This window comes from Halorubrum sp. CBA1229, assembly GCF_003721435.2.
In the GTDB taxonomy this organism is placed as follows: Archaea; Halobacteriota; Halobacteria; order Halobacteriales; family Haloferacaceae; genus Halorubrum.
The window spans coordinates 116,214-128,846 of record NZ_CP054585.1 but is presented as its reverse complement, the minus strand read 5'-3'; the positions used below and the strand labels follow the sequence as shown (position 1 = coordinate 128,846).

Here is a 12,633-nt window from a genome sequence, read left to right as displayed (position 1 = left end):
CCGTGGGTCCCACTGACGACGCCGACGCCGGGATGTCGCGCCGCCGAAGCGACGCCGTCCCGTGCGGAACCCATTTGCCGCGGCGGCGCGTACCGACGCCCATGACGTTCCAGCCCGAATCCGAGGCGGAGCCGGACGAGATCGAGAACCGCGTTCAGCAGACGATCGCCGACAACGACGTGGTCCTGTTCATGAAGGGGAACCGGCTGATGCCCCAGTGCGGCTACTCGCAGCGCGCCGTCGAGCTGATCGGCAAGCACGTCGAGGAGTTCGAGACTGTCGACGTGCTGCCCGCGCTGGACCACTACCGCGAGGCGCTGGAGGCCGAGAGCGGGTGGGAGACCATCCCACAGACGTTCGTCGACGGCGAGTTCGTCGGCGGCAGCGACGTGCTCGCGGAGCTGGACGAGCGCGGCGAGCTGGCGGCCGAGCTCGGCGCCGAGTAGGCCGTCGTCGCCTTATCGACCGGAGCGACGCCCGAACTTGATGAGTCGAAGGGCAGGCCATATAAACCTACGGTGCCTAGATAACTCACGTGCAGCCGTTGCCGCTGCCGCCGTGCCGACCGTCTCGACCCATCTCACCCAATCAACAATGACAGGCCGCGTGTTCAGACTTCATTCGACGCTCGAACTGCCACTCGAAGACGTGGAGACGTACTTCGAAGAAGACCCCGACCTCCCGCCGGAGATCGACGACATCGATATCACGCGTCGAAACAACACCCTCATCATCAAGGCCCTGTCCGACGACGAGTCGATCAGCAAGTACACGCCGACCGCCCAGCTGAAGGCGTCAGTCACGGAGACGCGCGTCTGGGAGGAGGAGCCGCCCCGCGCCGGCGGCCCGCAGTGGATGGACGACGAGGAGGAGGAGATCCCCTCCGAGCTCGTCGAGTTCGCCTGCTTCAAGGGCGACCGCGAGACCGTCCTCCAGAACTCCGCGCTCCAGTACCCCATGTTCCTCGTGCTCCGCGAGCTGGCGCAGCTCTCCGAGAAGGGGACGCTGACCGCCATCACCGAGGAGGACGACGAGCTCGAAGCGACGCGGATCGTCGAGGGTGAGCCGCGTCCCGCGAGCATCGAGGTCGTCGAGAGCCCGCAGGGGGCCGGCGACGGCGACGGCGGCGTCAACTGGCGCGACAACGAGTTCATCTCGGACTGAGCCCGACGCCACGACCTCGCTCGGCGTCAGTGGTCAGTCGACGGCGGGGTCGCACGACGGCCCGTCGCGTCGAATCCTCGTTTTAAGTCCGCGATCAGGTCGTCGATCCCTTCGATACCGACCGAAACGCGGAGGAGCGTGTCCGAAATCCCGAGCGCTTCTCGTTCCGCCGGTGAGAGCGGTTCGTGAGTCATCGCCGCCGGGAGCTCGATCAGACTCTCGACGCCACCGACCGAGACCGCGAGGGTGAACTCCGTCAACGCCTCGACGAACCGCTTCGCGTCGTCGATGGATCCGTCGAGTTCGAACGAGAGGATCCCGCCGAAGCCGGACATCTGTTCACGGGCGAGCTCGTGGTCCGGGTGGTTCGGCAAGCCGGGGTAGTACACGTCGGTCACCTCCGGCCGTTCGTCGAGGAACTCGGCGACGGCCATCGCGTTCGCCTCGTGTCTCTCCATGCGAGCGGCGAGCGTCTTCATGCCGCGTAACACGAGGTAACTGTCGAACGGGCCGCTGACAGCGCCCACGCCGACTTGCTGTAGGAACCGAATCTCCTCGGCCAGCGCGTCGTCGTCGGTGACAACCGCGCCGGCGATGGCGTCGGAATGCCCGTTGAGGTACTTCGTCGTGCTGTGCGCGACGACGTCGGCACCCAGTTCGAGCGGCCGCTGAAAGTACGGGCTCGCGAACGTGTTGTCCACGCCGAACATCACGTCTCGGTCCGCGACCAGTTCGGCGATGCCGGCGATGTCACACAGCGCGAGTTTGGGGTTCGTCGGCGACTCCATCCAGACGGCGGCGGTCTCTTCGCGGAGCGCGGCGGCCACGTTCTCCGTGTCCGTCGCGTCGACGTACGTGACGTCGACGTTGAGACGCGTCTGAAAGACGTCGTTGAGCATCCGGCGGGTACCGGCGTACAGGTCCTCGAAGGCGACGACGTGATCGCCGGGAGTCACACCGGCGAGCAGCGTGGTGAAAATCGCCGCGGTGCCCGAGGCGAAGGCGGCGCCGTGAGCGCCGCCTTCGAGCGCGGCCAGTCGCGTCTCCAGCGCGTGCCGGGTCGGGTTCGACAGCCGGCCGTAGACGAACTCGCCGGCGGCCGGGTCCACGTCCTCCAGTCGCATCTCGGTATCGAGGCCCGGCAGGGCGAACGTCGACGCCAGGTGAATCGGCGAGACGACGTCGCCCGCCTCGCTGCCGTTGCCGAACGGCTCCTCGCCTTCGGAAACGGTGAGCGTGTCAAACGTCGGCTCCGATCGGTCTTCCATACGCGGACTCCAACCCACCGTCGCTAATATCTTATTATTTTTCATTAATAATACCCATTCGCCGGATAACTCTCGGGGATATCGGCTCTCGATCGACGAATCGACGCGTCCGGTGCCCGTCAGTCGACGGTCGTCAACCCGGACCGTCGACAATTTAAGCGCTCCGGGCGTCTCCCCGCTAATGACCGACGACTGGGTGAGCCTCTTTTCGGGCGGGAAGGACTCCTCGTGGGCGCTGTACCGCGCCCTCGAGGAGGGACTCGACGTCTCGCGGCTCCTGACCGTCCACCCCGCGGGGGACTCGTACATGTACCACACGCCGGCGACGGAGCTCGCCGGTCTCGCGGCGGAGAGCGTCGGGATCGACCTCGTCGAGGTCTCGCCGGACGACTTCGGCGCGGACGACGTCGACGACGCGGGCGCGCAGGGCGACGCCGAACTGGAGCCGATGGAGGCCGCGCTCCGGGAGATCGCCGCCGCGGATGGCGTCGACCTCGCGGGCGTCACCGCGGGCGCGGTGGAGAGCGAGTACCAGACCAGCCGGATCCGAGGGATGTGCGACCGGCTCGGGATCGACCTGTTCGCGCCGCTGTGGGGCGAGGACCCGGTCGCGCTCGCGGAGGCGATGTTCGACGCCGGCTTCGAGATCCGAATCGTGCAGGTCGCCGCCTACGGGCTCGACGAGTCGTGGCTCGGACGGCGCTACGACGCCGACGCGCTGGCGGAGCTGCTCGATCTGCGCGAGGAGTACGGCGTCCACCCGCTGGGCGAGGGCGGCGAGTTCGAGACGTACGTCGTCGACGGCCCGCACATGGACTGCCGGATCGAGTTCGAGTGCGACCCGGTGTGGGAGGGCGACCGCGGTCACGTCGAGGTCCGGAACGCGCGGCTGGAGTGAGGACCCGTCGTACGGCCAGTCAGGGCCAGTTTCCGGCCTGATCGTACGCGTTCACGATTCGTGAGATCGCGACCACGTAGGCCGCCGTTCGGAGGTTCTTGACGTCGTTCGCCTCGTGGCTCTCGACCAGCCGGTCGAAGGCGTCGACGATCACGCGTTCGAGCTCCTCGTTGACGCGCTCCTCGGTCCAGCCGAACCGCTGGCGGTTCTGGACCCACTCGAAGTAGGAGACGGTGACGCCGCCGGCGTTCGCGAGGATGTCCGGGACGACCGTCACATCGCGCTCGGCGAGCACGTCATCCGCGTCGGGGGTGAGCGGACCGTTCGCGGCCTCGACGATCACGTCCGCGGAGACGTCGCGAGCGAGGGTCTCGTCGACCGCGTTCTCCAGCGCCGCCGGGACGAGGAGGTCGACGTCGAGCGTCAGCAGCTCGTCGTTCGTGACCGACGCGGCGCCGTCGTACCCCACTACGGACCCGGTCTCGTTCTTGTGCGCCTTGACGGCGCGGGGGTCGAACCCGTCGGGGTTGTGGACGCCGCCCGAGGAGTCGGAGACGGCCACCACGTCCCCGCCGAGGTCGTCGATGAGTGCGGCCGCGACCGACCCGGCGTTACCGTACCCCTGCACCGCGACCGTCGCGCCGGCGATGTCGCGGTCGAGCCAGTCGAACGCCTCGCGGGCGGACAGCGCGACCGACCGGCCGGTGGCCTCGACGCGGCCCTCGCTGCCGCCAGAGTCGAGCGCCTTGCCGGTGATGACGCCCGGCGCGGTCGTGTTCTCCAGCGTCTCGTAGGTGTCTTTGATCCAGTTCATCTCCCGCTGGCCGGTGTTGACGTCCGGCGCCGGGATGTCGCGGTCCTCGCCGATGAGCGGCCGGAGCTCCGCCGCGAACGAGCGCGTCAGCCGCTCCAGCTCGCTCTCCGAGTAGTCGCTCGGGTCGATCGCGATGCCGCCTTTGCCGCCGCCGTAGGGGATGTCGACGACCGCGCACTTGTACGCCATCCAGCCCGACAGCGCCTTCACCTCGTCGCGGGTGACGCCCGGGTGATAGCGGATCCCGCCCTTGTACGGGCCGCGGTCGCCGTTGAACTGCGACCGGTACGCGCGGACCGTCTCCAGCGAGCCGTCGTCGAGCTCGAACGTCAGGTTGGTCTCGAGCACTCGCTCGGGGTTCTTCAACCGAGTGAGGACCCCCTCGTCTGCGTCGAGATGCGCCGCGGCGTCGTCGATCTGCTCGCGGAGACTCTCGAACGGATTGGTCTGATCTCCCATACCCGACTCTCCCGAGGGCCGGCTGTTAATTGTGACGAACCCCGCTCGCCGCGGGGTGAGAGCGAAGCGTCACGCGGCGGGAAGTCCGAGCGGGTCGCTACCGCGGATCGACCCCGGCCGCCGCGGCCCGCTCGACGATCCGCTCCGCCTGCGCGACGAGGGGGGCGTCGATCATCTCGCCGTCGACGCTGAACACCCCGCGGCCCTCCCGGTCGGCCTCGTCGCGGGCGTCGAGCACCCTGTCCGCCCACGCGATCTCGTCCGGGTCGGGCGTGAACGCCTCGTTGATGGGGTCGACCTGCGACGGATGGATCGCGAGCTTCCCGTCGTAGCCGAGCGTGAGCGCGAACGCCGTCTCCTCGCGGAGTCCCTCGGCGTCGGAGAAGTCAGTGTACACCGTATCGAGCGCGTCGACGCCGGCGGCGCTCGCGGCGAGGACGACGTGCTCGCGGGCGTACAGCACCTCGGTCCCCTCGTCGGTGCGCGTCGCGCCGAGGTCGGCCGCGAGGTCCTCGGCGCCGAAGACCAACGCATCGGTCGGGTCCGCGTCGGCGATCGCCTCGGCGGCGAGCACGCCGCCGGCCGTCTCGACCAAGGCGAACACCGCGGGGTCGAGGCCGCGGTCGGCGCACAGCCCGGCCGCGCGCTCGACGCGGTCGGCGCCCTCGACCTTCGGGAGCATGACCGCGTCGAGCCGAGGCGAGCGCTCGTCGTCGTCGGAGCCGTCGGTCGCTTCGGCCGTCCCACCCCCGATCAAGGCGTCGAGGTCGGCGGCGGGATCCGTCGCCGTGAGCCGGACGCACACCTCGGCGTCGGGGTCGAAGTCGGGATCGGCGAGCACGTCGTGAACGGCGGTGCGAGCCTCGTCTTTCCGGCCGGGCGCGACCGCGTCCTCGAGGTCGAAGCAGAGGACGTCGGCGCCCGTCGTCGGCGCCTTCCGCATGAGCTCCGGGCGGTCGCCGGGGGAGAACAGGAGGCTTCGTCGGGCCATGTCGGGGACTCCTCGCGACCGGTTATAAATAACCGGGGCGGCCGCGTCGGGGGCGATCCGATCGGGGACGCGCCCGGCGTCCGGAGCGGTACCGATTTGCCGCGCCGGGTCGACGGTCGGCCCATGACGGGACGCTACTACGAGGAGTTCGCGGTCGGCGAGACGATCGAGCACGCGAAGCGGCGGACGGTGAGCGAGGCCGACAACCAGCGCTTCTGCGACATGACGATGAACCAGCAGCCGCTCCACCTCGACGCCGACTTCGCCGAGGGGACGCAGTTCGGCGAGCGGCTCGTCAACGGGCTCTACACCATGTCGCTCGCGGTCGGCGTGTCGATCCCGGAGACGACGGACGGCACCATCGTCGCGAACCTCTCGTACGACAACGTCGAGCACCCGAACCCGGTGTTCCACGGCGACACGATCCGCGCGCGGTCGACCGTCACCGACAAGCGGGAGACGAGCGACGGGGAGCGGGGGATCGTCACGATGCACGTGGAGGCGTTCAAGCTGGTCGAGGACGGCGACGACGTCCTGGTCTGCGAGTTCGACCGGACCGCGCTCTCGAAGAAGCGACCGGACGGGGCCGAGAGCGGCGCGAACTGACCGCCGCGACGGCTACCCGCCGTCGCTCGCGCCCTCGCCCGCCAGCAACAGCCCGAGATACGACGTGCGGACCTGCTCGGCGCCGGCGAGGCCGAGCCGGTCGAGGGCGTCGAGGGCGTCGTCCCTGACCGCCTCGATCGCGGCCTCATCGTCGACCGCCCGCTCGATCTCGACGAACTCGCCGACCCCGGCGACCGTGTCGAGGGTCACGGTGAAGCCGTCGTACGCCCAGAACTCGCGCCGCTTCTCGACGGTCGCCGCCGGCTCGAAGCCGAGGCCGCTGAAGATGCCGGTCGCGGCCTCCGGGTCGGCCACCTCGGTCTCGTGTTCCGCGCGGGTCTTCGACCCCTCGTCGAGCAGGGGTCCTTTATACGTGATCTTGATCGTCTCGGGGTCTGCCTCCCCGGATGCCCCGTCGCCCGGAGCGCCCGATCCGATCCCGTCCGGAAGCGGCGTCTCCCGTCGCAGTCGGAGCGCCTCGTCCGTCTCGGCGAAGTCGCGGTGGGGCGCGTCGTAGTAGACGTCGCGCTGGCGACGCGCGTCGACGCGCTCGGCGCCGGCCTCTCGGAGGCGAGCGCGAACCGCGTCGACGTCGGCCGGCACCTTGATCTCGACCTCGAACATACCCGGATTCCGCCGGGCGCGTTCTTAAGCGCCGCGGGACGCTGGCTCCCGAGCGACGCGGCCGTCGCCGCGTCGAACCGTGCGCCTTAAGGGTGTAACAGGTGACGTTCAGGGTATGAGCGATCAGGAGCAAGCGGACGCGGCCGAGGACGCAGACGAGGCCGAGACCGAAGCCGAGACCGAGAGCGCCGGACTGGCGGACGGCGACTTCGTGCGGGTCGCGTACACGATCCGAACGGCCGACGACGGCCGGGTCATCGACACCACCGACGAAGAGGTCGCCGAAGAGGCCGAGATCGACACCGAGGAACACGAGTTCGAACCGCGCGTCATCGCGCTCGGCGCCGGCCACGTGTTCCCCGCCGTCGACGAGGCGTTCGTCGGCGCCGAGGTCGGCGACGAGGGCGTCGTCGACGTGCCGGCCGACGACGCCTTCGGCGCCTACGACCCCGACGAGGTCGAGACGGTCAAGGCCGACAAGATCCCCGAGGACAGCCGCTACCCCGGCGCCCAGGTCCAGATCGACAACCAGCAGGGCTACCTCGAGACGATCATCGGCGGCCGCGCCCGCGTCGACTTCAACCACCCGCTGGCCGGCGAGGACCTCGAGTACGAGTACGAGATTCTCGAGCTCATCGACGACCGCGAGCAGCAGGCCGCCGGCATGCTCGGGATGTACCTCCAGGAGGCGCCCGAGGTCCGCATCGAGACCGTCACCGAGGAGGAGGAGACGGTCACCGAGGACGACGACGGCGAGGAGACCGTCGAGACCGAGGAGGTCGAGAAGGACGTCCTCTACGTGACGGCCACGCAGGCGATGCAGATGAACCAGCAGTGGATGTTCCAGAAACAGCAGATCGCGCAGGACCTCATGGGCCGGCTCGACCTCGACCGCGTCGTGGTCGAGGAGGTCATCGAGGGCGGCGGCATGGGCGGTCTCGGCGGCATGATGGGCGGCATGGGCGGCGGCGGCGCCGGCGACATCGAGGACGCGCTCGAGGACGTCGACGTCGACGCCGACGAGATCGTCGACGAACTCGACGAGGAGTAGCTCTCCGCGCCGGCGTCTCGGACGGACGACGAACCGATCCCTTTTGAACGACGGTCGACCCACTCAGAGACATGAGCGCCGATCGGACGACGGAGAGCGACGCGGAGGGCGACTGAGCGATGGAGCTCGAACGTGCGCGCGACGACCTCGTCGTCGCTGCGAGCGCCGGCGCGACGACGATCGCGATCGCGGTGCTGTCCGGCGTCGTCGGCGCCGTCGAGGTGGGGACGTTGCCGACGCTCGTCCCGCTCGCGGTGTACGCCGCCTACCTCTTCTCCCGCAAGGGCGGCCCGTACGGGTCGCTCGACGAGCCGCGGAACTGGGCGGCCGCCGCGGCGCTCGCCGGCGCGGTCGTCGTCGCCGCGAGCGCGGCGCTGTGAGAGGGACCTCGACGCCGGACAGCCTCAGGCGATGTCCCGGCTCGTGTCGACCGAGACCGAGTCGGTGAGCTTCAGCTTGAGCGGCTCCTCTAACGCCGCGCCGCCGCGGAACTTGGGCACGATGAGCCGATTGGCGATCTCGGTACCGGTCACCGTGGTCCGGAGGTCGAAGACGACGTCCGCGACCTGCTCGGTGACGACGCGGTTCCGGTCCGGAACGTCCCCCTTGAGCGCGTGGAGCACCGCCAGCCCGTCGGCCTCGTTGACGTGGCGACGGAGCTCGCCGAGGAACTCGCCGTAGTCCGATCGGTCTTCGCTTTCCAGCGGCTCGACGGAGTCGACGACGACCGTTCCGCCGTCGGGCAGCTCCGCGGCCGCGTCCAACACCGTCGCGACCGGGTCGTCGCCCCCCGCGTCCCGGACGACCGTCTCGTCTTCCTCCCCGTCGGGCGTGAGGCTGTCCTCCACCGCGTCGACGGAGCGCACCGTCGTCAGGTACCGACACTCGCGGACCCGAGCGAACCGGTCGAGGATGAGCTCGGACTGGCTGGCGGGGTCCGCCTTCAGCACGACGACGCTGCCGCTCGGGATCCCCCCTCCGAACTCCCTGTCCAGCACCGAGATTCCGGTCGGGAGCGGCGCCATACGATCGCTGCCGGCTCCGGAGGTTTGGCTCTGTCGGTGCCCGCCGAACGGCGAGCGGGCGGCGGGGTCGACGGTCACGCGATCCGCCATCGCCCGGCGCCGTACTCGTCGGCGAGCCGCCGCGCGAGGTCATCGTACGCCGATCGAACGGCCGGGTCCGAGAGCGGCGCCGGCGCCGCGGTCGGGACCCGGCCCAGTACGGGGCAGCCGAGCAGGTCGGCGACCGGCTCAGGGACCGACGACGCCCGAACGGCCACGACACCGAGGGGTGGACAGTCAAGCCGCCGCGCGATCGCGGCCGTCTTCGCGGCGTCGCGCAGGGCCGTTCGCCGGAGCGGCGTCACGAGGAGCGACCGGTCGGCCGCGCGGAGCGGCGCCGCCGCGTCCGGCGACGCGCCGGCCGGGCAGTCGAGGAACGTCGGGGCCTCGTCCGGGACCGCGTCTCCGAGGGCACCGAACGTCGCCTCGGGGGCGACGGAATCCGGTTCGTCCGGTGCGGCGAGCACGGTGGGCGCGGAGCGGTCGGGATCGACCGAGCCGCGACCGCGAACCGCCTCGACCACCGTTGTCGTCGAGGCCCGGTCCGAGTCGGCCGTCTCCGACGCCAGCCGAGCGAGGTTCGGGAGGTCCCAGTCGGCGTCGGCCGCGACCGCGGGCGCGCCCCGACGCGACAGCGCCCGCGCGAGCCCGAGGGCCGTAGTCGTCTTGCCGCTCCCGCCCTTGCCGCCGGCGACTGCGATCACGCGGCGAGCTGCGTCGCTATGGGTGAAAAATAACGGGACGGGAACCGGCGGTCGGAACGCGGCCGGTCAGTCTTGACAGCAGCCGCCGGCCTCGCCGCCGAAGTCGACCGCGAGGGGCTCCGAGATCGCCTCGTTCACCGTTTCGAGGGTGTCGGTCAGCTCGTCTTGCGCGTCGAGGAACTCCCGCATGACGGGCATCGAGTGGAGCTCGTCCTGTTTCGCCTGCACCTCTTGGAGCCCGGAGTTCGTCGCCTGCCCGGTCTCGCGGGCCTGCATGAACTCCGCGCGGAGCTGTTCGAACTCGTCGATCTTCGCCTGGACCTCCTCGTCGCGCTGCACCGCCTCGCGCGCCTCCTCGAAGCGCTCGTACTCGGGGGTTCGGGCGATCCGCTCGCCGAGCTCGCGACCGAGGTCCTCGATGGAGGTCTGTTCGACGCTCATGTTCCACCGTTGGCGCGGAGCGGTTTGAACCTGCCGGAGCCGGGGGTCCCGTGCCGCGAGCGGTCGCGGGGAGCGCCGGCAGTAGCCGCGCGGGAAGCGCCCTCTCGGGCCTCCGCGGGGAGCGCTCTCACGCCACCTGCGCTTCGACGAACGCGACGACGTCGGCGAGTTCGTCCTGTCCGATTCCGTGCCCGCCCGGGTAGCTGCCGCGGGTGACGTCGGCGCCGATCTCCTCGAAGCGATCGGCGGCCGCGGCCGAGCGCGACTCGGGGATCACGCGGTCGCCCGCTCCGGCACCGACGAGGACCGGCTTCCCCTCGATCCCGTCCGGGTCGACGTCGGCGTGCGCGTCCGCGAGGTACCCGTGGAGGGCGACGACCCACGCGTAGCGGTCAGGCTCCTCCAAGACGAGCGAGAGGCCCGTGATCGCGCCCTGACTGAAGCCGAGCAGTCCGATCCGGTCGGGGTCCAGCGCGTACGACTCGACCGCGGCATCGACGCTCTCGGCGACCAGATCGAGGCTGCGCCGGAAGTCGGCGGCGTCGGGCTGGCTCTCCTCTAACCCGCCCGCGGACAGGTCGAGTTCGTACCAGGTGTACCCGCCCTGCAGCGGGTCCGGCGCGCGGAGGCTGATCACGTGGAGGTCGTCGGGCAGGTGCCGCGCCACGGGCAGCAGGTCCTCCTCGTCGGCGCCGCGGCCGTGGAGGACGAAGACCGCGGGCGCGTTCTCGGGGTCGTCGTCGGGGGCGACGTGGACGTGGTCGAGCGGAATCTGGGGCATGTCTCCCCGGTTCGTCGGCTCCGGAGTTGTATCCGTCGGCCGCGGCAGCGCCGGGGTGGCGGTCGGAGCGGTCGGCGGCCGCGCTCGAGTCCGCTCGATCCCGAACGATCACGAGAATACCCGTCGAGCGCGCCGTTTAACCGTCCCCCCGCGTTACGCAGGTGCATGAGCGGCTCCACGGAGGGCGACCTCACCAAGACGGGGATGGCCCTGAAACACGACCGCGAGTGGGACTACGAGCTCGACCGGATCGTCGAGGCCATCGAGGAGCGCGACGCCTCCAAGGTCGGTCTCCAGTTCCCCGAGGGACTCAAGCGCCGCGGCCCGAAGGTCGCCGACGACCTCCGCGAGGTGGCCCCCGACGACGTCACCTTCATGCTGTCCGGGCAGCCCTGCTACGGCGCCTGCGACCTCGACACGTACCTGATGCGTCGGACGGACGTGTTCGTCCACTTCGGCCACACGCCGATGAAGGAGTCCGACAGCATCGTCTACGTCCCCCTCTTCTCGAACGTCGACCCGTTCCCGATCATGGAGGACGCGCTGGACGAGGAGCTCGACGACCCCGAGGAGAACCCCGACGTCGGGCTCGTCACCACGGCCCAGCACATGAACCGGTTCGAGGAGATGACCGACTGGTTAGAGGAGCGCGGCTACGAGGTTCACACCCGTCGCGGCGACGATCGGCTCACCAAAGAGGGGCAGGTGCTCGGCTGCAACTACGCCTCCGCGGACATCGACGCCGACCAGGTGCTGTACGTCGGCGGCGGGAAGTTCCACCCGGTCGGACTCGCGATGGAGCACCCGGAGAAGCGCGTGGTCATCGCCGACCCCGTCAACAACGCCGTCTCGGTCGCCGAACACGACCAGTTCCTCAAGCAGCGGTACGCCTCGGTCCACAAGGCGATGGGCGCCGAGAAGTGGGGCGTCATCTTCTGTACGAAGATCGGCCAGGGCCGGTGGGAGACGGCCCAGGAGATCGTCGACAACAACGAGAACGCCTACCTGATCACCATGGACGAGGTGACGCCGGACCGCCTGCGCAACTTCGACATGGACGCGTTCGTCAACACCGGCTGTCCCCGGATCACGACCGACGACGGCCCGCGGTTCCACAAGCCGATGCTGACGCCCGGCGAGTACGAGGCCGCGATCGGCGAGAAGCCGCTCGACTCGATCGAGTTCGACACCTTCCACGACACCTGGTAGCGCGGTCGGAGTCGTCGCGTGTCCGTTTCTATCTGACCGCCTCCTCTACGTAGTCGACCGCTTCGCCGGGCGATCCCACCGCTTCCAGGCCCGGCACGTCATGCGTGTCGATCCCCGCCACCGCCCGTCCGTGGGCGAGCGCCATTCCGATCTCCGAGAGCGTGCCGTGCGAGCCGTCGACCGCGATCGCGGCGTCGCCGTTCATCACCACCACGGCGTTGCGGGCGTGGCCCATTCCGGTCGCGATCGGCACCGTGACGTGCGGGTTCGCGTCCGACCGCCGATCGGTCGGCAAGATGCCGATGGTCTCGCCGCCGGCCTCCCGCGCGCCCCGACAGACCGCTTCCATCACGCCGCCGAGACCGCCACAGACGACCGTGTGGCCACGGTTCGCGAGCCGTTCGCCCAATTCCTCGGCGACCGCCGCCGTCTCGGGCGGAACCGAACTGCCGCCGATGACGCTGACGCGCATACCGCGGGACGCGGGACGGACGTATATAAATGAGCCGGCGGTCGTGTCGCGGCGTTGGTGAAACCCTTTTAAGTGCTGAGCGACTCC

16 protein-coding genes are annotated in these 12,633 nt (G+C 69.9%); 7 read left to right on the top strand and 9 right to left on the bottom strand.

Annotated features, from left to right (window positions below):
* The first annotated feature begins 101 nt into the window (after positions 1-101).
* A complete protein-coding gene (locus Hrr1229_RS00690) occupies positions 102-446 on the top strand; it encodes a glutaredoxin domain-containing protein (protein WP_123114669.1) in 345 nt (114 codons plus the stop codon).
* A 148-nt stretch (positions 447-594) separates the two neighbouring features.
* Positions 595-1,164 (top strand): hypothetical protein, encoded by a 570-nt coding sequence (locus tag Hrr1229_RS00685; protein WP_123114670.1) that lies wholly within the window; start codon positions 595-597, stop codon positions 1,162-1,164.
* Between the two features lie 26 nt (positions 1,165-1,190).
* On the opposite strand, the gene Hrr1229_RS00680 is transcribed toward Hrr1229_RS00685, so the two are convergent.
* A complete protein-coding gene (locus Hrr1229_RS00680) occupies positions 1,191-2,432 on the bottom strand; it encodes a PLP-dependent aspartate aminotransferase family protein (protein WP_123114671.1) in 1,242 nt (413 codons plus the stop codon).
* Positions 2,433-2,613: 181 nt separating this feature from the next.
* Here Hrr1229_RS00680 and Hrr1229_RS00675 point away from each other — a divergent pair, with 181 nt between their 5' ends.
* Entirely contained in the window at positions 2,614-3,330 is a 717-nt protein-coding gene (locus Hrr1229_RS00675; RefSeq protein WP_123114672.1) for a diphthine--ammonia ligase, read from the top strand.
* A gap of 19 nt (positions 3,331-3,349) precedes the next feature.
* On the opposite strand, the gene Hrr1229_RS00670 is transcribed toward Hrr1229_RS00675, so the two are convergent.
* The gene (locus Hrr1229_RS00670; protein WP_123114673.1) at positions 3,350-4,603 is read right to left on the bottom strand and encodes a Glu/Leu/Phe/Val dehydrogenase; all 1,254 of its coding nucleotides are present in this window, start codon (positions 4,601-4,603) and stop codon (positions 3,350-3,352) included.
* 97 nt (positions 4,604-4,700) lie between these two features.
* Positions 4,701-5,594 carry a CoA ester lyase gene (locus Hrr1229_RS00665; RefSeq protein WP_123114674.1) on the bottom strand — a complete coding sequence of 298 codons (894 nt, stop codon included), beginning with the start codon at positions 5,592-5,594 and terminating at the stop codon, positions 4,701-4,703.
* 123 nt (positions 5,595-5,717) lie between these two features.
* Here Hrr1229_RS00665 and Hrr1229_RS00660 point away from each other — a divergent pair, with 123 nt between their 5' ends.
* A complete protein-coding gene (locus tag Hrr1229_RS00660) occupies positions 5,718-6,200 on the top strand; it encodes a MaoC family dehydratase (protein WP_123114675.1) in 483 nt (160 codons plus the stop codon).
* Between the two features lie 12 nt (positions 6,201-6,212).
* On the opposite strand, the gene cyaB is transcribed toward Hrr1229_RS00660, so the two are convergent.
* Complete coding sequence (gene cyaB / locus Hrr1229_RS00655; protein ID WP_123114676.1) at positions 6,213-6,824, bottom strand: class IV adenylate cyclase; 612 nt, start codon at positions 6,822-6,824, stop codon at positions 6,213-6,215.
* A 115-nt stretch (positions 6,825-6,939) separates the two neighbouring features.
* Between cyaB and Hrr1229_RS00650 the strand changes: the two genes are divergently transcribed.
* Both Hrr1229_RS00650 and Hrr1229_RS00645 read left to right on the top strand, forming a co-directional pair.
* Positions 6,940-7,875, top strand: a complete 936-nt coding sequence (locus tag Hrr1229_RS00650) for a peptidylprolyl isomerase (protein WP_123114677.1) — start codon at positions 6,940-6,942, stop codon at positions 7,873-7,875.
* A 119-nt stretch (positions 7,876-7,994) separates the two neighbouring features.
* On the top strand, positions 7,995-8,255 hold the full coding sequence (locus Hrr1229_RS00645; protein ID WP_123114678.1) for a hypothetical protein: 261 nt from the start codon (positions 7,995-7,997) through the stop codon (positions 8,253-8,255).
* Between the two features lie 24 nt (positions 8,256-8,279).
* On the opposite strand, the gene Hrr1229_RS00640 is transcribed toward Hrr1229_RS00645, so the two are convergent.
* The 4 genes from Hrr1229_RS00640 to Hrr1229_RS00625 all read right to left on the bottom strand — a co-directional run bounded on the left by Hrr1229_RS00640 (position 8,280) and on the right by Hrr1229_RS00625 (position 10,865).
* Complete coding sequence (locus Hrr1229_RS00640; protein WP_123114962.1) at positions 8,280-8,900, bottom strand: transcriptional regulator; 621 nt, start codon at positions 8,898-8,900, stop codon at positions 8,280-8,282.
* A gap of 74 nt (positions 8,901-8,974) precedes the next feature.
* Positions 8,975-9,643, bottom strand: a complete 669-nt coding sequence (locus Hrr1229_RS00635) for a P-loop NTPase (RefSeq protein WP_123114679.1) — start codon at positions 9,641-9,643, stop codon at positions 8,975-8,977.
* A gap of 66 nt (positions 9,644-9,709) precedes the next feature.
* Complete coding sequence (locus Hrr1229_RS00630) at positions 9,710-10,084, bottom strand: YlbF family regulator (protein WP_123114680.1); 375 nt, start codon at positions 10,082-10,084, stop codon at positions 9,710-9,712.
* 127 nt (positions 10,085-10,211) lie between these two features.
* Positions 10,212-10,865 carry a dienelactone hydrolase family protein gene (locus tag Hrr1229_RS00625; RefSeq protein WP_123114681.1) on the bottom strand — a complete coding sequence of 218 codons (654 nt, stop codon included), beginning with the start codon at positions 10,863-10,865 and terminating at the stop codon, positions 10,212-10,214.
* A gap of 165 nt (positions 10,866-11,030) precedes the next feature.
* Here Hrr1229_RS00625 and dph2 point away from each other — a divergent pair, with 165 nt between their 5' ends.
* Positions 11,031-12,074: a diphthamide biosynthesis enzyme Dph2 gene (gene dph2 / locus Hrr1229_RS00620; RefSeq protein ID WP_123114682.1), complete on the top strand. Its 1,044-nt coding sequence runs from the start codon at positions 11,031-11,033 to the stop codon at positions 12,072-12,074.
* A gap of 28 nt (positions 12,075-12,102) precedes the next feature.
* On the opposite strand, the gene Hrr1229_RS00615 is transcribed toward dph2, so the two are convergent.
* Positions 12,103-12,546 carry a TIGR00725 family protein gene (locus Hrr1229_RS00615; protein ID WP_123114683.1) on the bottom strand — a complete coding sequence of 148 codons (444 nt, stop codon included), beginning with the start codon at positions 12,544-12,546 and terminating at the stop codon, positions 12,103-12,105.
* Positions 12,547-12,633 lie beyond the last annotated feature (87 nt).

Coding starts and splice junctions, on each gene's coding strand:
- Hrr1229_RS00690 (WP_123114669.1), top strand. CDS start 102: ATGACGTTCCAGCCCGAATCCGAGGCGGAGCCGGACGAGATCGAGAAC.
- Hrr1229_RS00685 (WP_123114670.1), top strand. CDS start 595: ATGACAGGCCGCGTGTTCAGACTTCATTCGACGCTCGAACTGCCACTC.
- Hrr1229_RS00680 (WP_123114671.1), bottom strand. CDS start 2,432: ATGGAAGACCGATCGGAGCCGACGTTTGACACGCTCACCGTTTCCGAA.
- Hrr1229_RS00675 (WP_123114672.1), top strand. CDS start 2,614: ATGACCGACGACTGGGTGAGCCTCTTTTCGGGCGGGAAGGACTCCTCG.
- Hrr1229_RS00670 (WP_123114673.1), bottom strand. CDS start 4,603: ATGGGAGATCAGACCAATCCGTTCGAGAGTCTCCGCGAGCAGATCGAC.
- Hrr1229_RS00665 (WP_123114674.1), bottom strand. CDS start 5,594: ATGGCCCGACGAAGCCTCCTGTTCTCCCCCGGCGACCGCCCGGAGCTC.
- Hrr1229_RS00660 (WP_123114675.1), top strand. CDS start 5,718: ATGACGGGACGCTACTACGAGGAGTTCGCGGTCGGCGAGACGATCGAG.
- cyaB (WP_123114676.1), bottom strand. CDS start 6,824: ATGTTCGAGGTCGAGATCAAGGTGCCGGCCGACGTCGACGCGGTTCGC.
- Hrr1229_RS00650 (WP_123114677.1), top strand. CDS start 6,940: ATGAGCGATCAGGAGCAAGCGGACGCGGCCGAGGACGCAGACGAGGCC.
- Hrr1229_RS00645 (WP_123114678.1), top strand. CDS start 7,995: ATGGAGCTCGAACGTGCGCGCGACGACCTCGTCGTCGCTGCGAGCGCC.
- Hrr1229_RS00640 (WP_123114962.1), bottom strand. CDS start 8,900: ATGGCGCCGCTCCCGACCGGAATCTCGGTGCTGGACAGGGAGTTCGGA.
- Hrr1229_RS00630 (WP_123114680.1), bottom strand. CDS start 10,084: ATGAGCGTCGAACAGACCTCCATCGAGGACCTCGGTCGCGAGCTCGGC.
- Hrr1229_RS00625 (WP_123114681.1), bottom strand. CDS start 10,865: ATGCCCCAGATTCCGCTCGACCACGTCCACGTCGCCCCCGACGACGAC.
- dph2 (WP_123114682.1), top strand. CDS start 11,031: ATGAGCGGCTCCACGGAGGGCGACCTCACCAAGACGGGGATGGCCCTG.
- Hrr1229_RS00615 (WP_123114683.1), bottom strand. CDS start 12,546: ATGCGCGTCAGCGTCATCGGCGGCAGTTCGGTTCCGCCCGAGACGGCG.